Origin of the sequence: Plebeiibacterium marinum (genome assembly GCF_026013615.1) — a bacterium.
In the GTDB taxonomy this organism is placed as follows: Bacteria; Bacteroidota; Bacteroidia; order Bacteroidales; family Marinilabiliaceae; genus Saccharicrinis; species Saccharicrinis marinus_A.
Genome location: NZ_JAPDPI010000019.1, coordinates 50,504 through 75,677, shown reverse-complemented (window position 1 = coordinate 75,677; position 25,174 = coordinate 50,504). Strand labels below are relative to the sequence as shown.

The following is a 25,174-nucleotide window of genomic DNA, read 5'->3' as shown; positions in this document are numbered from 1 at the left end:
CCTAACTTGAGTTGATTTTATTAAGTATCTCATAATCTAACACTTATAAAAAACTAACGAACTATTGATGTGGCAAATGAAAGAAAATTATAAACACATGAAACCAAATGTAAGTATACGCATCCTGACAATCTGCTTTATCCTGATGGGTTCTTTGGGACTTAAAGCCCAAAAACAGATACTTGTATTTTTAAATGACAAAGACAAAAAAGCTACCCAAATTCCGCTGGGAGGGATGTTAATGCTCGAATACAACGGCTACCTTAACCAAAAAGAACTATCGATGAACTATATGATGAGTTTGAGCGACAGCTCGGTTGTTTTGAGCAAATACAGGTTATTTGGCACTCCTACAGAACAACGGAAAATAATGCTTAAGGACATCACCGGTTTTCGTAAAGTAAGCGTGGGATCACAGTTTCTGAAATTTGCTCTAACAACTGCAGCCACTCTGGGATCCTACTATGCTTTTAGTGATAAAAACAACCTAAACTCCACCGAAAGGCTACTCTATTCAACCGGCGTGGGACTGGCTACCCATTTTGGGATAAAACTGGCATTCCCTTCAAAACGCATCAAGCATAAAATTACAAACGACTGGAGAATTATTTCAATGTAATGATACTGATCACTATGATCAGCTTGCTGTTAATAAGTAAGATATCCAATTCTAAACACTCAAAGTCTCTATAGATTCACTCACTTTTGCAAGGCTTGGTATTTGCCATTCAGAACAACCCCATCCAGGTTCATGTTTCGAGCTGATTTTATTGCATCTTCATGAGTATGCACAATCGGCTCTCCTCTTTTGTTAAAGGAAGTATTAATCAAGGCTTTTACACCATACTTTTCATCCAAAAACAAAAGCAAACGGTACAAGAAAGGATTTTGAGCCTCATTCCTGATGGTTTGGATTCTTGCAGTGCCATCCACATGCACAACCCCTTCAATTTCGTGCTTTAGTTCATCTACTATAGGAAAATCGAGTAACATCAAATCGCTTAAATGATGTACCTTCTTTCTACCGGTATAATACTCAGTATTCCTTTCAAGCATAACAGGCGCTACCGGGCGATACCATTCCCTGCCCTTATGTTGCATACTTACCCTGTCTGATAGTTGCTTGCTGTTTGCCATGGCAATAATGCTTCTGTTTCCCAAAGCACGGGGCCCAACCTCACCAAATCCATTACACACACCAATCACTTTACCGCTCAACAATTCCTTTGCCACCTCTTCAACATCATCCAATGCATCAACTTTACCATTCTCAATTCCCCAATTATTCAGATATGGACGATGTATTTCAAGCTTACCATGTTTCTGCCACTCCAAAAACGAGGCTGCTCCTAGCGACAAACCACTATCTTCGGTACAAGGTGGAATAAAAATATCATCAAACAATCCGGATTCCAGAATTTGAGTATTGGCAACAATATTAAGTGCAGAACCTCCTGTATAATAAAGATATTTTGCTCCGGTTGAGTTTTTTAAACGCTCCAGCTGTGTATGAAAATCCCGGATGAAAATATGCTGCAACGTGGCAACAATATCATATAAAAAAGGATCCTGGGTACTTAAACCACTTCCTTTCCAACCAAAATCATTGCGTGCCGCCTGATAAAACCCACCCTTTTTGCCCCATATATCAGCAAAATATCCATGCTTTTTTAACCATTTCTCCAACTTATGTGAGTAAGTACCAAAAGAGGCCAATCCCATCATCTTACCAGGAACAGCGTTTTGATGATTAAAACTTGCTCCGATAATACCAAAGACCAACGCATTTGCATTAAAAAACGAAGACAAGTATTTATAATCCCAATGGAACTCCAGATTTTGCAATTCCCCATCTTTAAAGTGCCATGCAGAAAAATTGGATAAACTACCTCCTCCATCAAAATGAATCAACAACCCATCCTCTTTAAAAGTACCACAAAATGGCAGCACACTAGCCACATGAGCCAATTCATGATTAATAGAGAAAGCTCTTCGCTCATGATCAAGCCACCAGCACCTGCCTTCTTCCGGAAAAGGAAATAATTTGTTATTCAAAGGACCTTCATACCTGAGTTTACCACATGATGAAATCATGGCTCGTCCCACAACATTATCCGGAAAAACCAAATCAAAATCATCAGGTGCCAGCAAGCCCTCAGCTTTTAAAATATCATAAAGTGATTCGTGAAGTTTGTTATCATGCTTTTTCCTGCTTAATCGCTCAAGGGTAAGATGTTTAATAACTTTACCCTGATTCATTAAGGTAAGGGCATGATCATGCACATAAAAAGGAGTTTCGCTATTCAACCGATCCTGAATAGCATAGATTGCCAGAGTAGGTTTTGATACATCCATTATAAAAACAACTGCCCCAATACTGTTAATGCAACCACACTAAAAAAGAAGATATTTCGCCAGATCCATGAATTAATGCTATTAATCAGATGGGCAATTAATATAGATAAAGAAATGGCAGCCAATGTAATAAATTCAACACTTCCTCCAGTTACAGGAACTAAAGCAACAATGTAAACAGAAATCCATATTAACGAAACAAACTGTTTGCGGGTAAAAATTTTCTTTTTCCCCAATTCATTAATTGCTGTAACCATTGAAGCAATGAACAATAATACAATTAAACCGAAATAAATAAAAGACTCTAAAGTATAACCAAAATCCCCACTAAATTTTACAATCAAAGGTTTCAACAGCAGAAGATATTCGGACATATTGCCCCACATTAATTCGTAGCCAAAAACAAACAACCACGGTAGCACAAAACCAATTAACGAAGCCAAAAAAGATTTAAACGAAAGTACCCGCAGAGGAATCATAACAAATATCAACAACGGGAAAAGAAGCACTATTTTATATGCAAACAAACTACCTAATGAAAGTGCAAATGCAGCAATAAAGCACTCTTTCATAGTTTTTCGATAGTTGTATGCCTCAAACAGGTAACTCAGACTGATAACAATAAAAACCGATGAAATCATTACCGGGTTTAACAACTGGATAGAAGTGATACTTCCTGCAAGCAAAACAAAAACTACTGCAGGCAGTGCTGACTGCTTATTTAACAGGCCATATCTTGCATTAAACCGGGTTATACCAACAGAAACCAAAAGGATACAAACAAAACTCGCCACTAACGAAATCCATTTGGTACTATTTAGCTGGTATAAAAAATCACCCATCGGCATACCCCCGGATACATTAACCGGAACCACATTGTTTTTTAAAAACGGAATAACCCAAAGGGTAATTAAAAGAAGGAGCATAAATGCATATGCTCCTATTTTATTGCTATGAATCTGCTTTAATATCATAAATCAAATCCAATATCTTTTCTAAAATATTTTCCTTCAAAATTAATTACTTCCGCATTTTTATATGATTTTTCAAGGGCTTCCGAAAAGTCCTTTCCAAAGGAAGACAAGGCAATTACACGACCGCCATTTGTCACCACTTTGCCATCCTGAATTTTAGTGCCTGCATGAAAAGCCATACCATCCTTCACCTGGTCAAAACCGGTCATTTCCTTTCCCTTTTCATAAGCTTCCGGATAACCTCCTGCTACCATCATAACTGTAGTTACAGCCTGGTCATCGATCTCAATTGTATGCTCTTTCAGGCGTTTGGCGGCAGTGGCCTCAAACAACTCTAATAAATCATTTTTTACACGAGGCATAACCACTTCTGTTTCAGGATCACCCATACGAACGTTATATTCAATCACATATGGCTCCTCTCCTACCTTGATTAATCCAATAAAGATAAATCCTTTGTATGGTATTTCCTCAGACTGTAATCCCTGGATAGTCGGGAAAATGATTTTTTTATGAACTTTGTTCATAAACTTTTCATCGGCAAAAGGAACCGGGCTAACAGCTCCCATACCTCCAGTATTTAATCCAGTATCCCCTTCGCCAATCCTTTTATAATCCTTGGCTTCGGGTAATACCACATATCCAGAACCATCAGTAAGAACAAAAACAGACAACTCTATACCACTCAAAAACTCTTCGATAACCACTTTTTTACTGGCATCACCAAACTTACCTTCAAGCATGGTTTTTAACTCAGCTTTGGCTTCATCAATATCATCAATAATCAACACACCTTTTCCGGCAGCCAATCCATCAGCTTTTAAAACATAAGGGGCTTTCATCTCATCTAAAAACGCCAGTCCTTTTTCAAGATTTTCCGGAGTAACCGTTTTATATTTTGCAGTTGGAATACCATAGTTGGCCATGAACTCTTTAGCAAATTCCTTGCTTCCTTCCAGCTGAGCACCCCTTTTACCCGGGCCGATAACAGGAATAGAAGCCAATTCCGGATCGTTCAGGAAGAAATCTTTCACACCCCTTACCAAAGGTTCTTCGGGACCAACAATCAACATATCTATTTGGTTGTCAATAGCTACCTTTTTTACCGCATCGAAATCATTGGGATTTAGGTCAACATTCTTACCTAGCTCTGCAGTACCTGCATTTCCCGGAGCTATGATTAATTCCTTTAACTTTGGACTCTGCTTCAGTTTCCAGGCCAGGGCATGTTCTCTTCCTCCCGACCCCAATAGTAATACCTTCATATTTTTGCTATTAAATTCCTTTTATGTTTGTCAAATTTAAGTTCTTATTCTAAATATATTGTTATTTTAATGCAACTTATTTATCTAATTGAACTTGCGGTATAATTTCTCTTATTAATCAGCTCCAGGGTTTTTGGAAAGGCATACTTCATATTCTTCTCAGCTTTTAGCGAATCATGGAAAACAATCACGGCTCCGGGCCTCAGGTATTTCTCCACATTTACAAACACGCTTTCCTTATTAAAATCCTGATCATAGTCACGACTCAGGATATCCCACATCACAATCTTTTCAAATTTCTTTTTTAACGGCTTTACATACCAGGGGTACAGATAGCCATGCGGAGGACGGAACAACGTTGTTTCAATTAACTCCGATGCTTTGTCGATGTTTTTAAAATAATCCTTTTTGCTATAGCTAAAGGCTTTTATATGATTGTAAGTATGGTTTCCAACAGCATGTCCTCTTTTTAAAACTTCCTGATACACATCCGGATGTTTATGCACATTTTCGCCTACACAGAAAAAAGTAAGTTTAGCCCCCCATTTATCTGCCTCATCAAGCACCCACGGCGTTACTTCCGGAATTGGGCCATCATCAAAAGTAACAAACACCTCGTTTTGAGATGTTTGTTCAAGCCATGTGGCCCCGTTAAATATTTTTCTTAATGCATAATTTGGATGAACCATTATTCAATTATCAGTTATCAATCAACAATAATCAATCAACAATGATCAATTAGCAATTAACATTAATCAGCTATTCGCTATCAGCCATCAGCTATTCGCTATCAGCTATGGGCTATAAGCTATTTGCTATAAGCTATCAGCTATCAGCTACAAACTACCTCAATTATTCAGGAATTTTATTTCCTGGCTATTGGCATCGCCGTTTAGTTTTGCCGACAAATCATCTCTGTCAAACTTATCCAGGATGCGTTGGATTTCCATCATCCACATTAAGCCCTGACGATATTGGTAATCAAAACCTTTTTTCTGGGCAGCAGGCATCTGATTATAATAACCTATAATCTGATCAGCTGTTTTATACATGCTTTCTATCAGCTGGTCGGCCACCTGTTTTTCTCCTTTCAGATATAAACCTTCTGCCAAATAGATGCTCAATATATTATCAGGCAGTGTTCCCATAGGAAGATCTGTTAACTGTTGATTTAACTCTTCCCTAAGTTTTTCACTATTGTATTGGGTTGCCATTTTTACAATCTCTGCATACAGTAAAATACTGTTGTTAGAATCGCTACCCACTGTGTTTCTTTTAGCCGGAGACAATGCTGAATAAAATTTCATTTCCTGCATAGTCTGCTCTCCAAATTGCTTCAATATTTCTTCTGCCTTAGCTCTTTTATCTGCTTTATAATAGCCTTCGGCAAGGAAAATAGAGAAATAATTGTGGGGTACTTTTGAAACCGGAAGCTTTGTTAAAGCCATATCCAACACATCTACCGCTTTATCCGTTTTTCCTTCATCCAATAATGCTGAAGCCAAACGTGACATATTGTTACGTATGTTCATCGCCATACGCTGGTGGTTCTCATCCAAATACACATCCGGATTGTCGAAACCACCCCAACGGAATTTGTTTTTAAACTTATCGTACATTTTTTCTGTATCAACCCGCCCGATCTGTCCGTCGGCATTATTAGTCCTGATAGGAACTACCTTATAAGCAAATCCCTCCAACTGGAAATAATCTTCAAGACTGGCATAATTGTCCCTGCCTACAGTTACTGCAAAATAGATTGGTCTGTTCCAATCATTATTCGACAGCAAATCAAGAATCATTATCTCATTTTTAAGAACCCTCGATTTATTGATATCGATATTTATTTGAGGTACAATTAAATCAGCATCGTCGGTGCTAACAACTCCCGTTTGAATCATTTTTAAGCTATCAACAGGGACTTTAAACCTTTTTGCCGGCAAAAACTCATGCGTTCCCTGATATCCAGGTATCTGTTTTGTTTTTGGATTATCACTGGCAAGGAAATTTATGGCTTCTTTCAAGTCTACCCTATCTTTAATCAGCTCCACAATATGAGCCACATCCCTTGTTCCTGTTACATACTGGTCGTGCTCAAGCGAAAATGGTAATGGATCAGAATCATATGCCTTCCGCTTCATTTGATCGATATACCAATCTGTTTGAAGGTAACTCAGGTTACACACCCTAACGTCCAAACGATATCCTTCAACCTCTTGTGCATACCACAACGGGAAAGTATCATTATCACCATTGGTAAAAATAACGGCATTTTCATCACAGGTGTCCAGATAATTAAAAGCCAGGTCGCGCGCCACATTCCTGTTTGAACGATTGTGGTCGTCCCAGTTCTGCGATGCCATTAACACCGGTACACAAAACAGCGTTACCAGCGTTGCGGATATTGCAGCCGCCTTACCCGGAATATATTTATTCAGCAAATCGACAATAGCCAGCACTCCCAGCCCAATCCATATGGCAAAGGCATAGAATGATCCAGCATAGGCGTAATCACGCTCACGAGGCTGCAATGGCGTTTGGTTCAGATACAGCACAATAGCCAATCCTGTTAGGAAAAACAGAAGCATCACGATCCAAAAACCCTCTTTCCCCTTTCTTCCGGCCTGATACTGGAACAAAAGTCCCATCAGTCCAAGCAAAAATGGAAGGAAATAATACTTATTGCGTGCTTTATTGTTTTTATAGGTATCCGGTAATTTCGATTGATCTCCCAAACGGGCATTATCAATAAACGGAATACCCGATATCCAGTTGCCTTTGGTTACTTCTCCATTTCCTTGTATATCATTTTGGCGTCCCACAAAATTCCACATGAAATACCTTACATACATATGGTTGATCTGGTAATTGAAGAAAAACGCCAGGTTATCGGCAAATGTTGGCATGGTGATGGTTTTGTTCTCCCCGGTTTCTTCATCCATAACACGAACAGACTTACCCTTTGATTTCCCTGCCCAGCTTTTATACTGATCAATATGCCTTGGATCACGGCTATACATCCTTGGGAAAAGCGTTAACGTTTGATCTTTGAATACATATTCAGGTTTATGGTCTACCGTTTTGTATTCTCCATCTTTTTTAATCCTTATCGGATCCCCTTCTTTTGCCTGAGAAGCTTTAAAATCAATTTCCGAATTATAATATTCACCATAAAACAAAGGGCGATCGCCATATTGCTCACGGTTTAAATATCCCATTAAAGAAAATACATCCTCGGGTGAGTTCTGGTCCATGGTAGGCTGCGCATACGAGCGGATCACAATCATAGCAAAAGATGAATACCCGATCAAAATTACAGTAACTCCAAGTATAATCGTATTTACAATTACATGTTTGTGCTTGTGGGTATACCAAATTCCGATTATCAACCCTCCAATCAACAATATTATATATACGGCAACTCCCGTATTAAACGGCATGCCAAAATTATTAACAAACAACAATTCAAACCAGCTTGCTGCTTTTACTGTGTAAGGTATAATTCCATATAAAATCCCCAATAATATTACGGCAGATATGCCCAATGCTGCCAACAGACCGTTTCTGTTTACTTCAAATTTTTTGAAATAGTATACCAACACGATAGCAGGGATAGCCAACAGGTTTAACAAGTGGACTCCGATAGACAAGCCCATTAAATAAGCTATTAAAATCAACCACCTGTTCGAATAGGGCTCATCGGCCACGTCTTCCCACTTAAGGATAGCCCAAAATACCATGGCGGTAAATAACGACGACATGGCATAAACTTCTCCCTCAACAGCCGAAAACCAGAAGGTATCAGAGAAAGTATAGGCCAGGGCTCCTACAAAACCAGCTCCTACAACCGCCCACGAGCGCCATTCTTCTGATTTTTCATCCATGAAGATTTTTTTACCCAAATGGGTGATCGTCCAGAACAGGAACAAAATAGTAAAGGCACTTGACAAGGCACTCATCAGGTTAATCATAAAAGCTACCGAACCAGGTTCTGGTGCAAACAATGAAAAGAACCTTCCCAATATCATAAACACGGGCGCCCCCGGAGGGTGACCCACCAATAACTTATAGGAGGTTGAGATAAATTCGCCACAGTCCCAAAAACTGGCAGTGGGTTCTATAGTCATAGTATAGGTTATGGCTGCGATTAAAAACGACAACCAGCCAAATGCATTATTGAGTAGTTTATAATTCTTCATGATTATAATTTTATTCCCTGAATTTTAAGGACTTCCACAAAAGCCCATTTTAACACGATGCCAAAAATAATATAATTTTATGAAACCCTTTTTTTATAGGGTACATAGTTTATACTTTAACCCTATTTTAACAGTGTAATTTGATATTTTAGCTTGTAGAGATGAGTCTATAGATATGAGAAATGAGTAGAGAGAGGTGGAAAAAACAAGATGCAACATTCCGACGCCTTGTTTTTCTTTGGATTCTGATATATCCTTCTAAAAAAAATGAAAATATTTTTAAGCCAATAACCAAATGATTTCATGAACAATACAGCATTCTCAGGCCTTCTGACAGAAAAAATATTTAAAAAAAGTTGAAAATAATTTTGCCAGTTAGCAAAAATGGTCTACTTTTGCATCGCTTTCAAAAAGAAAGACATGAGGATTGTCCCATGGTGTAATTGGCAACACGTCTGATTTTGGTTCAGAAGAGTCTAGGTTCGAGCCCTAGTGGGACAACAAAAAAGCTTGAAATCGTAAGGTTTCAAGCTTTTTTTGTTTTGTAATTTTGCACTTCTCTTTATTTCTGTATTAAAATAAAAACCTATTTTTGTATAAATGAAAAGAGATACGATAGATAAAGTAATAGAAACGTTAGAATTTAATCAAAATTCTAACCTATCTTCTTTATTTTTCACTTCACAACAATACAATCAAAAAGAACTGTTTTTTGAAGAACGATTGGTACTTGATGTTGCTAAAAAACTCAATGCGTCAGCTGTGTTTTTCAGAAGATTTGCTGATAGTCAAACATCAAAACCACAACTTTTTATATTTGACAATACCACAAACAAATTTTCAACTAACCAACTTGCAGAGTTACATAGAAAAATATGGAGTAGTGGTATTATTCCTCTGTATTACGTATTTGACAAAACCAATATCAATATCTATGATGCTCGAAAACAAGTCAAATATGACAAAGGCACTAAGACTATAAGCATAGATCCTTTTGAATCTCTTCCATTAATTACCGATTCATATAAACAACACCAAAAATACTCTGCAAGGCTTTTTGCAAATGGTTCTTTTTGGGAACAAAAAGAATTTGCAAATAACTTCCTAAGTAAAGAAACTTCGGAAAACAAACTAATTGAGGGATTAAAAGATATTCGAAAACATTTTATTTCAGAAAGTGGACTTGATAGTAATTTAGCACATCAGCTATTAGTACTTTCTATTCTTGTTAAGTATCTGGAAGAACGAAAAGATGAGCATGGCAATCATGTTTTTCCTAATAACTACTTCAACAAATATCAAAACTCAACATCTTTTTGCGATGTCCTAAGAAAAGGTAAAGTTGTTGAGCTATTTGATGATTTAAGCACTCATTTTAATGGGAAAGTTTTTCAATTAAATAATAATGAAAAACTTATATTATCTAAGGCTAATTTAAATCAACTAGCATATTATCTTGATGGTAATATTGACAATGGCCAATTAGTTATATGGCCATTATATTCATTTGAATATCTTCCTGTTGAATTAATTAGCAGAATATACGAAGAGTTTGTTGACCAACGGAGTGACGCTGTATACACTCCAATACATCTTGCCCGTTTAATGGTAGATGAATGTATGCCTATTTCTGAACCCAAACAGAATTATAAGGTAATAGATGTAAGTTGTGGTTCAGGAGTGTTTCTCGTAGCTGTTTTTAAACGGCTTGTTCAGTGGTGGCAGAAAGAAAGATTTGATAAAACAGGTATACTCGAACATCCAACGGTAGATAATTTAAAAGCTATACTTAAAAACTCTGTTCATGGAGTTGATATTGAAGAAGCATCAGTTAAGCTTTCAGTATTCAGTTTAAGTATTGCTTTGTGCGATATGCTTACACCCACCGAAATATGGATGAATCTACGCTTCGACGACTTAAGGGAAAGAAATATCTATGAAGGAGACTTTTTTGAATATTTGAGCAAAACAGAGAAGGAACAATTTGACTTGGCAATAGGGAATCCTCCATTTGAGGACAAAAAGAAAAATTTTGGCAAACTATTAGACAAGTTTAATATAAACAGCGAGTATCATATTCCAAGAAACCAAATTGCAATGCTGTTTTTACAACAAGCTATGCAACTGTTAAAACCTAACGGTTTGCTTTCTTTTGTTATGCCATCGGGTCCATTATTATATAATAACACATTAGAATTTAGAAAAGAGTTCTTCTCTCGATATAAAGTACCTCAAATCATTGACCTGTCAGAACTCCGAGACGCACACGTACTATTTGAAAAAACTATTGCAACCGCAGTAATATTTGCTTACAATACTATTCCGGATAAAAATCATGTATTAACACACATTGGTGTAAAAAGAACCAAGACAACTAAAGAACGATTGTTTTTTGAAATAGACCATTACGATATGCATCCGGTTTCTCAAGAAGTAGCAGAAAATGATCTTGCTATTTGGAAATCAAACTTAATGGGAGGAAATCAATTGTATTATTTAGTCAATCGACTAAGACAATTAAGGACACTTGGTGATTTCATAAAAGACAAGAAAGAGAAAAATGGTTGGATTTATGGAGAAGGTTATCAAGTAGCAAAAAGAACTAATTTGGCAGATCACCTTACTGGGAAACTAAAGGTTGAAACAAAAGACATAACTGAAGAAGGTATAATTAAAACATGCATAGAGACAGAAACAAAATTCCAATGGTCTAGAGAACCAAATAAACTAATGTTTAAAGCTCCTCATATTATTGTAAAAGAGCGCTTTGGCAGCAGGCGTTTTATTGCCCATTACCTTGATTATGATTTAATTTTTAAAGATGATGTTGTAGGCATTCATTCACCTAAAGGACAAGAAAATGAGTTAATTAAAATTATTAACTATTGGGATTCATATTATAGTATATTAAAAATGTATGCACTTGCGAATAGTGCAAAAGGTGGTATTCATCGTTCTGGAGGATATATATTAAATATGAAAGATATATTCAACCTACCATACCCCGAAAATGAAGGTGATTTAAAGCTCTCTTACCATGAAGAGATAATAAAAGAAGATGTTCTTAATTACAAACTAGAAGAATTATCGAAGGGAGAAAAAGCAAAAATCAATATACAAACAGTTTCCGAATCTGAGCTAATGCAGTTTGGAGAAGCATTCTGTAATAGTTTAAACCCAATTTATCAGAATGGTAATAAAAGTTTTAATCCACTTACTCCAATACAGACTCTTTCATACACCTGTTTCCCATTTGCTTATGGCGATGATAATTTTAGGCCTCAGATATCCACAAAAATACAAGATGGTGATTTATCTGAATTAATGGAAAATCAAAACGAATCTGTTCATTATAGAAGAGTTCTAAGGCTTTATCAAAAAGACATTGTTTTTCTGATTAAACCAAATACCCTGAAGTATTGGTTAAAATCAATTGCTCTCAGAGATGCAAGTGATGTAATGAATGACTTTATAAACAGTGGTTATTAATGATAAGCAATCAATCACATACACATTCAGCGCATATATCAGATTTCTCTATGGAGAAGAATCAAACAGTTCATCGAATACTTCTATTTATAAAAAATACTTTACCTGAATTTGAAACAATATTTAAAAACAGCAATGTAAATTTTCGATTAGAAGATGATATTTCAAAAGAGCTACTACGTTTTTTTAATGATAAATCAAGATCAAAAAATCTATTGTTCCAGTTCAACGAAAAGAAAGGAGTTGATTTCACTGTGTTTTTAGCACATCCTTTCATCATGGGTGCATCCTCCATATTTATGATTGAAGCAAAAAGACTCTCAAAAAAACATTATGATTATGTCTCTGGCGGTACAGGAGGAATTGAAAGAATCAAAAGAGAGCAAGAACAATTTGGTAAACATCTAAACCAAGGAGCAATGATAGGCTACATTCAAGATTATAATGCTTCATACTGGAATACAAGAATAAACTCTTGGATTAGCGACCTTATTGCAAAAGACACAGATATTGAATGGAACGAACAAGACAAGTTAATACCAAACACCGAGCTTTCAGATTTCACATCAATACATAAAAGAATTACAAAGAACGATATTTGTTTATATCATTTTTGGATAGACTTAAACTAATATACCTCATATTATTTTGTTCAAAATAAACATGGGAGGTGTATATATCACAAACTACATTAAACTTAAGTATACTATCCTACTGCATATCCTTACTTCCCAGGTCAAGTTCTTTTAGAAAATAGGCATTTACCTCTTTCATACTATTTTTTCGTTAGGTTTTCGAGTATAGAAATACTTTTTACAATTATTTCAGGATCATAACTATTAGTAAAATTACTTACTACCGTGCTATTTAATTCAGGTATATATGCCGCTATTGTACCCCAAATCCCCATATGGTAATATACTTCATAACCATTTATTTCAGTTACCTGAATCCCCAACCGATAATCCTGGACAGCTTGAAGTTTATTGGGGAGTTTTGTTTTTGCCAGCATTGTTTCAAGGGTTGAGTGCTCTGTAAAAACTCCATTCGAAAATAATAACTGGAAAAAATGCGCCAAATCAGGAGCTGTAGAAACCAAACCCCCACCACCAAACAAATCAATGGAAGGGTGTGTAGCATAAAAATCCTTTCCGCTGTAATATGGATGGACTATATCCGGCATCTCCTTAGGTTTAGGCTCTATGAACTCTGTCCATGTTGCATTGAGACCTGATTTTTCAAAACCTATTAAATCCCGTAAAGATTTTGCCAAAGTCTTTCCGGTAATGGATTCTATGATTTCGCCCAATAAAATATACCCTGTATCTGAATAATGAAATTGCTCATTGGGTTCTCCTAATGGTTCCCCATATTGCATCGCTATTTCCAATTGCTCTTTTCTGCTCCATTTATGATTGGGATCGGCATTGATTTTATTAAAATAGTAATCTGACATGGCATAATCAAAAATCCCACTGGTATGGTTTAACAGACTCCTGATTGTGACTTTACCTGTTTGGTAACCTTCGCTTTTTAACATTCCGGTTGATTCACCGGATAAATACAGCTCAACAGAATCATCAATGTTTAGTTTGTTTTGTTCAGCCAGTAATAAAATGGCAGTTGCAACATAGGTTTTGGTGATGCTTGCAACCCTAAAAGGCTGGTCAGTTTTTAAGTTTGGCGCGGAATCAACTTTGTCAGCCCCTGCGCAACCAGTCCACGATATATTTAAACCCGGGCTTTCAATATGGATAATAATTCCGGCAACTCCTCCGTTTGAAACCACAACACTATCAATAAGTGTTTGAAAAGGATTGTCTTTTTTCAGAATCAGGTTATTATGGCCATTATTCATATTACAGCCGAATACAACCAACATCACAACAAACAGGACTGACTTAATCATCTAACTTTTACAATTATTTATCATTTTTTACTATACATCAACACAAATTTAGAAACTTTTCCTTGCATTTATAGTAGAACAACTTGCGCATATAAGATGGTTTTTTGATGAATTAAATCATCACAATCAGGAACTATAAAAAAATAGGCATAACATGAATAATAGTTTACTTTCTTCAAAACTGGCAAGGAGTATATTTTTGTCAGTTACCATATCAATGGCCATATCAATATCTATATTGATATTTCTTTCAACCAATTACAGTGCAGGTCAAATAAAACAAAATCTAACCAGTGAACTTTCTTCTATCTCTATAGAAAGAAGCAAACAATTTGATGCTAAACTGGAAGATATAAGCACTCTGGCAATAAATATTTCTCATGACAATTACATTCGAAATTTTTTCAAAAATGTAAATACCGGAGATATTGACGAAAAACTCAAATCCCAAATAAGAACGTCATTAAGCCAAAAACTAGCATTACACAATAATATTTGTGAAAACTTATTTTTTACATATAATGGAATAGTATTTATAGATGCTTTAAACGGTGCTTCGGAAGGAATGGATATGACTAAAGTAAACGATTGGTATATAAATACATGTCAACTTAAAGAAGTTCATATAGCTGATATCACCCAATCGCCTGTAACAGGACAGCCGGTAATGGTAGTTAGCAATCCAATCCTTGATGATGACAACTCGCTTTTATCCTTGTTTGGTTTCGCAACTGAACTTAACGGTTTTTCTATAGATCTTGTAAAAAGCGACTTAGGGAAAGAATTTAAAACTATTATAGTTGATGCCAACACAAATGTTATTGCAGCAGCTGACACCTCCCTGATTTATAAACTTAACTTTAAAAAAGAAGGCGAATCACTTAAAAGTTTGGCAAATAAAATTGAAGAAACAGAAAACGGAGTAAGCGAATTTGAAATCCATGGTGAAGAGTGTATTGGTTATTATTCAGCAATGAATCATGGTTTAACGGCTATAACATACATTCCTGCCAGCGTATATAAAGATCCCATAAGAACAAATCTAATCAGTTCATTTATTTTGTTATTTGTATTCATTAGTATTGGCGGGACTTACGCTTACTTTTTAGCCAAAAGAACAACAAAACCTATCATCATACTTAACGGATTAATCAACAGAATGGCCAATGGTGATCTTTCGGGAAAATCTGAAATAAAACTAAATAATGAAATAGGTGAATTATCAGATGCTTACAATAGCATGATTGATAAACTAACTAATATTGTAAAGGGAATAAATCAAGGTGCCGAACAAATTGAAAGTGGCACATCTGAAGTTGCCAGCAATGCAATGAATATATCTCAGGGAGCAACAGAACAAGCTTCCTCATTAGAAGAGATATCCTCTGTAGTGGAAGAGATCACTTCATCAATCAGTCAAAACACCGAGAACTCTGTTAATACGGATAAAATTGCAAATAGTGCAACCCAGGGAATGACAGATGTAAAAAATCATTCAGAAAAAGTAGTAGAAGCCAACCAGGCTATTAGTGAAAAAATAAAAGTTATTACGGATATTGCTGCTCAAACAAATATTTTGGCCCTTAATGCAGCCGTGGAAGCTGCAAGAGCAGGAGAACAAGGAAAAGGATTTGCTGTAGTTGCAGGTGAAGTACGAAAATTAGCAGAAATGAGTAACAGAGCTGCAGTAGAAATTGTAGAATTGGCTAATCAAAGTTTTGAGGTTTCAACTGCATCTTTAGATAAAATCAATGAATTACTTCCGGAAATTGAAAAAACTTCAAATTTAGTACAGGAGATAGCTGCCGCAAGTAAGGAACAGGACAATGGTGTAAACCAGGTAAATGGTGCTATTCAGGAACTGAACCATGTTACTCAACGCAACTCTGCATCATCTGAAGAATTAGCTTCTGCTGCCGATGAATTAGCCTCACAGTCAAAAGGTTTATCTGAAGCAATAGGATTCTTTAAAATATAGGACTAAATCATAATATTGGACCAGGCGACATTTATGTTACTGATAAAGGCTGCTAAATTTATTTTTAGCAGCCTTTTTTTATTCATTTTTTGATATAAACCATACGCAGAAAGTGATGCAATTTCAATAAGGAACCGATCTTATTTACAAAGTGCTTATAAAGATCGGATCCTATTGGCTATCTGCTATAGGCTACCGGCTATAAGCTATCAACTATAAGCTACTCGCTCTCTTATTTTTACATTTTTGCATATAATAGAAGGTCTTTATTACTTTTCTAATATATATACTAATATATATTTAATTTTTATGACCAGGCAGTAATGAACTCACTAATGAACAACACATCTTTGTACCAACCCTAGTTAGTATTGTGAACTAAAATATATGCGTTTAACGATGTGGCTATAAGCAGCCATAAAAAATACGGGAGCAATAAAATAGATTTTGTCTTTAACAAAGGCCAGAACACCACCAACATCACCCCTATAACTATGGTTAGTCCACCAATAATTATTAATCCTGCCCACACCTTCTGAAAGTGAAAAAAGACCGGGCTCCAGCTTATATTCAAAACCCATTGAAGCACAAATAATCCTATTAACCGTTTTTTATTGTAATCAAGGGGCCACAAGTACATCAGGTACAGGCTAAAGCATATCATAATGGTAGTCCAGGCCAAACCAAACATCCAACCCGGGGGCGTCCATGGAGCCTTGCTTAAATTAACATACCATTCAGAAGGCACGCCTTTCCCGGTAAAAATTCCGGCCACAGCAAGTGCCCCAAAGTTAATAACCAAAAACAGGATGAATCGGAATAGTGTTGTTTTCATTTCTTAATAGTATCAAGACGATAAATCTTTATATAATAACACAACCTGATTTTAACGAAAAAGTTTAACTGGTATAAAAATGAGCAACGTAGAATTTGGTGGTTTGCATCATGGTTAGTTTTTAGGGTTTAAAAACCTTCGGGGTTTATTGGCATAGCGCAAATAAACCCGGAAGGTTTGAGTGAGGTATTTAAGAATCTATCCTGATTAGATAGCTTTTATACCCTTTTTATTTTTTGGTTAAGACACCTGTCGCTGTATCAACAACTACATCTCGAACTCCGGTTTCTCCTGAATACAAGGTGTAATTAAACTTACACAAGATGCTACTGGAATCATATACGCTAAACTCTATTTTATCGATTCTAGCATCCTCAGGTAAATCATTTAAGGGCATTTCACTTTCCCATATTTCTTCTTCATTTATTATATCGTTACACACAAACGTTCCCAGAACATCATCCCCGAACTCAATATATTTTGCTATATCTACTACTATAAAATTCTTGTCGGAAAGATAATTAGCTGATTTTTCAAGTTTATACATTTCATTTCCATCCATTGAATAACAAAAACAGCTATCCAAATTACCTGGCTCAATCGAAGCTTTTAATACCAATATATGATTTTGATACCAAGGGATAATATTGTAAAAAATGTAGGTGTCACGTCCGCTTGGGTATGCCAGGCTTTCAATCTTTTTACAATTGTCACTTGAAATAAAATAAAGATTACGGGATACAATTTCATTTACCAGCCCATTTCCTTTTCCTTCTAAAATGAATGCATGATAACCATTAAAACGATATGGTTTCTTTATGCCAAAATCCGAAATCTCATAATCTGCACTTTCCCCATACCCCTTATCTTCCTGATACAACAACTGCAATGCTTCACTACCTTGCCACGAAATCAAATTGTTTTTATTTGTCCTGTCAAAGCTTTCAATACACAAGCGCCCGCCCATGCGGCCATTAAAATATATAATATTGGTGTCTAACCCCAAGGAACACCCATCATAAGCAACGCCGTCGCCCGACAATCCATATTCCTCTATCAACATATCCATTTCAGGCAATACTCCTATTTTTTGCACATCCTCCTCTTTATCGTTTTCGCAAGAAAAAATGGCGACTGCTAATAATGTCGCAAATAAAAATTTAATGATCTTCATGTTTGTATTTTATGTTTTAATTAATTGGCTTAAAAAAACCTTCCGGGTTTATTGGCATGATGTAAATAAACCCGGAAGGTTTGGCATTGGTGTTTTTCTTTATTTATTCAGCAAAACTACCCAAACACATACTTTGTTTGGATTGATATTCGGATGCTTATTTTTAATTCTTTTTCCAAAAGGAAGGCATATCTTTTCATGTATTTTGGGTGATTTGTTAATAAAGGATAGCGGACGGTGAGTGTATGATTTAGTAAGGAACTACGAAGTTCAAGTCTATCATGATGTCAGCCAAAAATAATACGGCCTAAAAACCAAGACATTAAATTCTTTCAGCGCTGCAACTTATACAAAGTGTTGCATTAGCTTTTCTTCTTCCAGGCAATAATCTTATTTCCAGTCTGACTCATTACCGGCTCAATTAAATCACTATCCCTAAGATTATAAAAATGACGTTTCATTACATTTTCTGATTTCACACCAGTAATTTCTCTTGCTTCACGATTCTTAATTTGAGCGTTTACTTCCAAATACTCCATAATCGTTTCTTCAGGGGAAGCTAAAGGTGTATGAGCAATTGTAACATTTACATAATTTCCTTCCTCCTGAATTATAGGTGGTTTTAATCTAAACTCCTCCATTCTTTGAAAGGCGGTGTTCAAACCTTCACCCATGTCTTTATTTGGGGGATTTTTATATTTATTCAAAACCCTTACAATTTTTGAATTACGAGAAAACCTAGCATCTAAAATATTATCGATTGTCACATACCCAGGTAGTTTCCCCGGACTTTTAATCTCAATCCTATTATTAAAAATCAAAACATGTATATCATCCGATATTGAATAATCACGATGAATAACTGCATTAACTAATATTTCCCAAATTGTTTCTGGTGGATAGCTAACTTTCATTAAACCTTTTGCTCCCATAATTTGAACAGATTCCATAATTTCAGTAATCTTTGAAGCGGCTTGATTAATCTGTTCATTCAAACAACCCTCAATAGAAAACTGTTCTTTCAAATGGATTCTTTCCGGCACCTCCTCAGAAGTATCATACCTACTTACTTTTATACCACACCTTTTGGGCAATAAAGGAATTGGATTATCGCTAAACATCAGTATGCCAGCGGTTCGTGGGTCATATGTCTTTCTATCAACAAGATTTTGATTAACTGTAAAATCAATAGCATCTGATTGTGGTGAATAATCATTTAAGAACTTATTAATTTCATTTGATTCAAAAATATCTTCAGCCAGCGCAGAATTAACAATTGTATCCTCAAAAGAAGATTCACCTTTAGAGAAAGACAATGCTTGTATTTGTGCAGGGTCTTTAATTGGAATTGATTGTGCAGATTGCCGTACATAAATAGTATTATCAGCGGTCTTATGCACAGATTCACTCTTTTCAATTATTATCCTTAAAGCATAATTATCATTACTATCTTTTAGAAATTCAAAAGAGTGGGGAATTGAAGGTGATAGTTCAATAATGTTTTGAAAAACGAAATTAAAAGTTTCTTTATCTTCAATTCCTTCCCACCTTTTTGAAATGTCAGGTTCGTCTTTTTTATCTTTAATTCCAATAATAAACTCTCCTCCGTCTGCATTTGCAAATGCTACTGAGATTTTTTGTATTTTATTTCCTTTGATTCCAAAGGCTTTATTATCATAAAAATGACTTTCCTCTCTATCCGAAAAATCTAGTATCTCTTTCTGTGACAATATTCTTTCTCTCATATTATTTATATTATTAGTGAATCGTAAGCAAGTGGTAAAGTGCGTATTGTAAAATTGAAATACTTGAAGTTCTTTAAAAGTTTATGCAAAACATTCAAAGAACTTTAAAAGTTTTTAGAGATACTTTAATTTGCTTTATCAGCATTAGGTTTAAAATTGTGCGGAAGAAGTTCTGCCAGATCTTTTGTGTAATCATTATCATAGTCATGCACATTATTCAGAAAATAGATAAGCCAGTCTCTAAAGTTGATATCACAAGCTTTACAACAACCAAGCATAGAGTATATAATAGCTGCATTTTCTGCTGCTTCATGATTTCCACAAAACAACCAATTCTTTCTGCCCAAGGCGATAGGTCTAATTGCGTTTTCAGCGAGGTTATTATCTAATTTATATCTTCCATCCAGATGATAACGGGTTAATTTGTGATATATGTTGTAGGTATATCCAATCGCTTTTCCAATCCTTCCTTTAGGTAGTACCTTAGGACACTCCTGTACTAACCATTTTTCAAAAGCTACCATAATTGGATATGCCAAACGAGTACGTAAGTCTGCACGTTGCTCATCCGAAAGATTTTCCTGATCAGCCTGTCTTTCCACATCATAAAGCAGACCTATTTGTTCCAAGGCATAAGAAGCCCTAGCCTTATCTTCTTTTAAAGCCTCTTCAAACTTCCTTCTGGCATGTGCCCAGCAACCAATAGGCAATACTCCCTTCTTATTTTCGTATATATCATAGACTGCATAGCCATCCGTTTGGATAACACCTTGGTAATCTTTAAACAGATGCAATGCGACCTTTTGTGCACGAGAACCCTGATCATAATAAAACAGGACTAGTTTAGGTATCACTGCACGTAACATCCAGATATATCCTTTTACTGTTTTGTGCTTTTCATCATTGACAATCGGGATGGTTGTCTCATCACTTTGAACATAACCGGATTTTAGAATCAATTCCATTAATCTATAATATGCAGGACGCATTAAATCTGCTACACCCGGTATCCAATCATTAACTGTGGATGCCGGAATGAATAAGCCTTCTTGTTTAAGCATTTGAAGCTGACGATAAAGAGGAAGGTGATATACATATTTATTAATGATAAGATCAGCTAATATTGAAGAACCTGCATAACTTTTAGCTATTGGTAAAGCTGGCATAGGGGCAGTAACAACAGTATTTTGTTCATTGCCGGTATCTGCTTTTAAGACATATTTATGACGGATGATTCTTCGTACATAATATCTGGCCGGATTTTTTTCTAAAATCTCAGTGATTTCAGGAGCAAGTTCAACGCAATTCTTATAGTCAATATGTTCGGGATATATATGGCATTCTTCCCTTGGAAGGCCTTCCGGAAGAGGTTTTCTAACCGGATGCTTCTTTTCTTTTACAACAACTCGTTTTAATTTGTACTGTTCTATCTCTTCCTTTGCTGTTGTTGCAAGATCTTTCTCCTCAGGTAGTAAATCGACTCCATCAAAATCAAGCTTTCTTTGTAAGGGATCTTCTTTGATATATTTTTCACTCGATTTCCCCCAAACTTTTCGTTGAAGCCACTGTATTTGTTGCTGCAGCTTATGGATAAGCTGGTCTTTTTCGCCTATTTGTTGTTGAAAAGAGCTTTTTTCTTCCGCAAAGTTTTTTAGGTCAGCAATCTGGCCTTTTAGCCTGGATGTCTCCCTGTAAAACTCATCTCGTTCAAGCAAAAGTTGTTGTAAAAAAGCCTCTTCTTCGTTTGTCATTTCTTCTTTTTGTAAGCACTGTAAATATACTTAAATTCAGCGATATACGGAAGAAAATAACAGTATGATAATTATTGTTTTTCAGGTTTTTTCCAACTCTTTTTATTTGGTTTTGCCACTGTAGGAGAACCTTGTACAATGCTCATTAAATCCTGCCAATTAACTTGTAATGTATTACTGTTTTCATCCATAAAAGGGAGTTTAAAGGATCCTGATTCCAGTTTCATGTGGTAAATGACTAATCCTCCACATTCCATATGCAGAATTTTCATGCTTGTACAATTCCGATTTATAAAGATAAACACATCCCCGTCCTGAACATTCCTGCCCATCTGATTTGTAATCATTCCGCTTAGCGTATAAAAACTTCTACGCATATCTGTAGGATAGGCATACAGATAATAATTCATTGATGAAGTAAGACTAAACATTTTTAATGAATTAACTCTATCAATGAACGTAATGTTTCTAGATCAGCACCATTATCTAGTCTTACCCGGACTCCATTTGGATAGCAAATTTCCAATAAACCTGTTTTATTTATATGTTCCGGTGATTGTTTTGAATTAATCAGGTACTGCTTTTTTCTATTATCCGAAATTGAAGCTTCATTTCTTTCAGTTTTCAGTACTACAGGTACAAATCCGTTTTTAGGTGGCAAGGTGTTTTTCAATTTATTTTGCCAGTAATAAAATGTACCTTCTGCCAACCCCAGGTTGCTACAGTAATCTTTTGCTGTTAATCCGGATGTAACAAAACCTTCGTAAATCTCTCTGAATTTATTTTCGTTTAGCATTTAAATAGTTTTTAAGCCTTCAAACTTAAAAAATGAAATGCTTGATTTTAGACGGGGTTCAGCGGCTGGTTACAGTGAATCCTTTCTCAATTAATACCAATGGTGGATAGATGAAGCTTATGGAGATTAAACAAGCAAACCTTTCAAGACGTTACTGAGCTAAAATTTTATTTGTTTTTATCTTTTCATAATTAAAGCACAAAGATTTGGCGTTATTCAAAAACACTTTACAACATCCAAAACACAACTATATCTGCATGTTTTGCCTCAGATTGGATGTAGTTTTTGTTAATTGTCATTGGGATTGTAGTTCTTATCAAACTTTCTCCATAAATCATAATAAAAAGCCTCTTTATTATCTATCAAATGATAAATTGCATTACTCTGCCATGTGAGAAAATTAGAGATTTTATTCATTGTAATTCGAAAATTATCTAAATCTATATTTGTAATTTTTAGTGAAGGTGCTTTCTCTTTTGAGTTATCTGTTGGATATCTGAAATTCATTGAAAAATTATCGATTTCATCAAATTCAACAATTAACCTTTCGATGTTTTTTAAAATCGATTCTTGTGGTTTTTGCGATTCATCTATGCTTACACTCAATCTATGAAATTCCTTCCATAGATCTGTCAACTTATGGTCACAAGGGAATGTATATTTTTCTATTCTTATATAATTCAGACCATTAATTAATTCTTTTAGACTTAGTTCAATATATTGTCTAGATATGAATACAATTGGATAAACTAATAAATTTGCATTATGAGCACTTCCATCCAATTGAGCAAATAATTTCTCTGATGCTAAACGATATCCTTCTGAATACCTTAAAAACCATTTCTTCCCAGATTTTAATTCAGCATTATGACAATACTCAATATTGAATTCCTTGAATAATTTATCCTTTTCATCCGGCAATTCAATTGAAAAATTGAAATTGTCAAATTCGAATTCTTCCATATTTTCTCTTTTTTTAAAAAACTACATACAACGTTTATAATATAAGCTGTAGCGAACTTAAATGCGGTTTAGTTTCAAGTTACAATGTAGCCAAAGCTGCACCTAAACTAAATAGTCAAATCGACAGATCTGGCGGAGCTGATTAGAGCAACCACCACTTCAATACCCACAAAAATTATCATTTCTTATACATATAGCTGTATAGCATTGTTTATTTGACTTTTATATACTTTTATCAAGTTAATCAGTATTGGTTTCAATTTTTCAAATTCATCATTGTCCCAGTTTTCATACTCGTAATTTTCAAAAATCTCCAAGTCTAATTTAAGCCGTTTCATTTGTCGACCAAAATCAATTTCAAAACCAATCAATCGATTTAATACATTTTCATTAGATCTTAAAAATTCATATATGGCATTTTTAATCTTGTAGGGATAATTAATTCTTAGGTCAATGCGATAATAAACTCCTTTAGGCTCAAGAATTAATTCGAAATTTTCCATAAACTCATTAATCGTTACTACTGTTCCATATCTGTTTTCATTAGTCTTTAAATTTCCTTTTTCAAATCCCATTTCGAGCAGAAAAGTAACTAAAGAGTCAATGAAATCCACTTTTTTTGTTGCCGATTCTCTATTGATTGCTTCAATTCCCTTACTCTCGGTGACATAACAACTATCAATGTAAACGTCAATAAAATCTGTCAACTCTTTGTATTTATCCTCTTCTGTAATATAGTATCCAATGTCGATAGAGGAAGTGTCCGAATATTCATGCAAATTCATTGAGGTAACAACCGCATGTTGTTCATTTAAGTATAGTTTACAATGCAAATTATCAATCTCTATTGGCTCAATACCAATTTGACGAATTTGTTCCACATTATTATCCACGTTCTTGCGTATATACCACTTTATCTTTACTCCCCTTTGTTTTGCTTTTTCAATCCTTTGGGTCAGTTTTTTCCAATATGTGAATTTATTATAGGGTGAAACAATAATTATCTCCTCTTTCGCTTGGTCAAACAATGTCATTATTTTTCCAGAAATCTCTGCTGGTTGAATCAATTCCATTCTCTAAAATCTATATACTTTCTTATTTGCAACTCAGTTTCATACAACGCCGCACAACATCTGGTTAAACCGAACTACATTTATATTTAAATTATAACATACTTAAACCAATTCACTACATATACCATTTTGGCATGCAAAAGCGAGTGGTAAAGTATATCCTTTGTTACTCACAACCCTTTTATCCATAGCCACGATTTATTTATCCAATAAAAGTGCGGCACAGAAAAAAATAACTCTTCCCATACCACACTAAATTATAAACCTAATCTGTGAAATTAATATCACAATTATACAAAGTTAATTGCGCACCCTAAGGTACGTTTAAAATTATTATAGGTTTCAGATAACGAATTATATTTATCAACACAACACAAGTCAACAACACATTAAAGCCTGATTTAATGCCTATTTGTCCATGTATAAATATTTACAATATAAATTTTCATGGTTAATTAATAACTACTTTTAAACTACACTTACACTATACCGATAGGTTTTTAGAACACATATGGCGTTACAGGGAGTGTAAAAACTCTTTTAATGAAGAGGGGTTACTTTAAAATTGGAAGTTTCTCTAAATTATTTACAGCTTGCTCTACCCCAAACCCTTATAGGGGCTTCTGATTTACAGCTTTGTTATTATGTGTGTAAAAGTTTTGGTTCCG

18 protein-coding genes and 1 tRNA gene are annotated in these 25,174 nt (G+C 35.2%); 5 read left to right on the top strand and 14 right to left on the bottom strand.

Annotated features, from left to right (window positions below):
* Positions 1-97 precede the first annotated feature (97 nt).
* A complete protein-coding gene (locus OM074_RS10675; protein WP_301199464.1) occupies positions 98-619 on the top strand; it encodes a hypothetical protein in 522 nt (173 codons plus the stop codon).
* Between the two features lie 80 nt (positions 620-699).
* On the opposite strand, the gene OM074_RS10670 is transcribed toward OM074_RS10675, so the two are convergent.
* The 5 genes from OM074_RS10670 to OM074_RS10650 all read right to left on the bottom strand — a co-directional run bounded on the left by OM074_RS10670 (position 700) and on the right by OM074_RS10650 (position 8,793).
* Positions 700-2,355, bottom strand: a complete 1,656-nt coding sequence (locus tag OM074_RS10670; protein ID WP_301199463.1) for a carbamoyltransferase C-terminal domain-containing protein — start codon at positions 2,353-2,355, stop codon at positions 700-702.
* Positions 2,355-3,329, bottom strand: a complete 975-nt coding sequence (locus tag OM074_RS10665; RefSeq protein WP_301199462.1) for a DUF6427 family protein — start codon at positions 3,327-3,329, stop codon at positions 2,355-2,357. Before OM074_RS10665 ends, OM074_RS10670 begins: the two co-directional genes overlap by 1 nt.
* A complete protein-coding gene (gene purD / locus OM074_RS10660) occupies positions 3,326-4,594 on the bottom strand; it encodes a phosphoribosylamine--glycine ligase (protein ID WP_301199461.1) in 1,269 nt (422 codons plus the stop codon). The genes OM074_RS10665 and purD overlap by 4 nt, the downstream gene beginning before the upstream one ends.
* A gap of 80 nt (positions 4,595-4,674) precedes the next feature.
* Complete coding sequence (locus OM074_RS10655) at positions 4,675-5,283, bottom strand: polysaccharide deacetylase family protein (protein ID WP_301199460.1); 609 nt, start codon at positions 5,281-5,283, stop codon at positions 4,675-4,677.
* Between the two features lie 159 nt (positions 5,284-5,442).
* A complete protein-coding gene (locus OM074_RS10650; RefSeq protein WP_301199459.1) occupies positions 5,443-8,793 on the bottom strand; it encodes a glycosyltransferase family 117 protein in 3,351 nt (1,116 codons plus the stop codon).
* A 428-nt stretch (positions 8,794-9,221) separates the two neighbouring features.
* On the opposite strand from OM074_RS10650, the gene OM074_RS10645 reads away from it, so the two are divergent.
* The 3 genes from OM074_RS10645 to OM074_RS10635 all read left to right on the top strand — a co-directional run bounded on the left by OM074_RS10645 (position 9,222) and on the right by OM074_RS10635 (position 12,914).
* A tRNA-Gln gene (locus OM074_RS10645) sits at positions 9,222-9,294 on the top strand.
* Positions 9,295-9,393: 99 nt separating this feature from the next.
* A complete protein-coding gene (locus OM074_RS10640) occupies positions 9,394-12,282 on the top strand; it encodes an HsdM family class I SAM-dependent methyltransferase (protein WP_301199458.1) in 2,889 nt (962 codons plus the stop codon).
* A gap of 50 nt (positions 12,283-12,332) precedes the next feature.
* Entirely contained in the window at positions 12,333-12,914 is a 582-nt protein-coding gene (locus OM074_RS10635; protein WP_301199457.1) for a hypothetical protein, read from the top strand.
* A gap of 143 nt (positions 12,915-13,057) precedes the next feature.
* Here the strand turns inward: OM074_RS10635 and OM074_RS10630 are convergent, their stop codons facing one another.
* Positions 13,058-14,191 carry a serine hydrolase domain-containing protein gene (locus OM074_RS10630; protein WP_301199456.1) on the bottom strand — a complete coding sequence of 378 codons (1,134 nt, stop codon included), beginning with the start codon at positions 14,189-14,191 and terminating at the stop codon, positions 13,058-13,060.
* 154 nt (positions 14,192-14,345) lie between these two features.
* On the opposite strand from OM074_RS10630, the gene OM074_RS10625 reads away from it, so the two are divergent.
* Positions 14,346-16,169: a methyl-accepting chemotaxis protein gene (locus tag OM074_RS10625; RefSeq protein ID WP_301199455.1), complete on the top strand. Its 1,824-nt coding sequence runs from the start codon at positions 14,346-14,348 to the stop codon at positions 16,167-16,169.
* Between the two features lie 361 nt (positions 16,170-16,530).
* Here OM074_RS10625 and OM074_RS10620 read toward each other — a convergent pair whose 3' ends face one another.
* From OM074_RS10620 to OM074_RS10585, 8 genes are all read right to left on the bottom strand, one after another.
* Complete coding sequence (locus tag OM074_RS10620; protein WP_301199454.1) at positions 16,531-17,004, bottom strand: TspO/MBR family protein; 474 nt, start codon at positions 17,002-17,004, stop codon at positions 16,531-16,533.
* 229 nt (positions 17,005-17,233) lie between these two features.
* Complete coding sequence (locus OM074_RS10615) at positions 17,234-18,178, bottom strand: hypothetical protein (RefSeq protein ID WP_301199453.1); 945 nt, start codon at positions 18,176-18,178, stop codon at positions 17,234-17,236.
* Positions 18,179-18,540: 362 nt separating this feature from the next.
* Positions 18,541-19,923, bottom strand: a complete 1,383-nt coding sequence (locus OM074_RS10610) for an RNA/DNA-binding domain-containing protein (RefSeq protein WP_301199452.1) — start codon at positions 19,921-19,923, stop codon at positions 18,541-18,543.
* A gap of 125 nt (positions 19,924-20,048) precedes the next feature.
* A complete protein-coding gene (gene tnpC, locus OM074_RS10605) occupies positions 20,049-21,674 on the bottom strand; it encodes an IS66 family transposase (RefSeq protein WP_301199451.1) in 1,626 nt (541 codons plus the stop codon).
* A 71-nt stretch (positions 21,675-21,745) separates the two neighbouring features.
* A complete protein-coding gene (tnpB, locus tag OM074_RS10600) occupies positions 21,746-22,105 on the bottom strand; it encodes an IS66 family insertion sequence element accessory protein TnpB (protein WP_301199450.1) in 360 nt (119 codons plus the stop codon).
* Between the two features lie 2 nt (positions 22,106-22,107).
* On the bottom strand, positions 22,108-22,470 hold the full coding sequence (gene tnpA / locus OM074_RS10595; protein WP_301199449.1) for an IS66 family insertion sequence element accessory protein TnpA: 363 nt from the start codon (positions 22,468-22,470) through the stop codon (positions 22,108-22,110).
* A 288-nt stretch (positions 22,471-22,758) separates the two neighbouring features.
* A complete protein-coding gene (locus OM074_RS10590; protein WP_301199448.1) occupies positions 22,759-23,433 on the bottom strand; it encodes a hypothetical protein in 675 nt (224 codons plus the stop codon).
* Between the two features lie 185 nt (positions 23,434-23,618).
* Positions 23,619-24,506 (bottom strand): phospholipase D-like domain-containing protein, encoded by an 888-nt coding sequence (locus OM074_RS10585; RefSeq protein ID WP_301199447.1) that lies wholly within the window; start codon positions 24,504-24,506, stop codon positions 23,619-23,621.
* Positions 24,507-25,174: the final 668 nt, after the last annotated feature.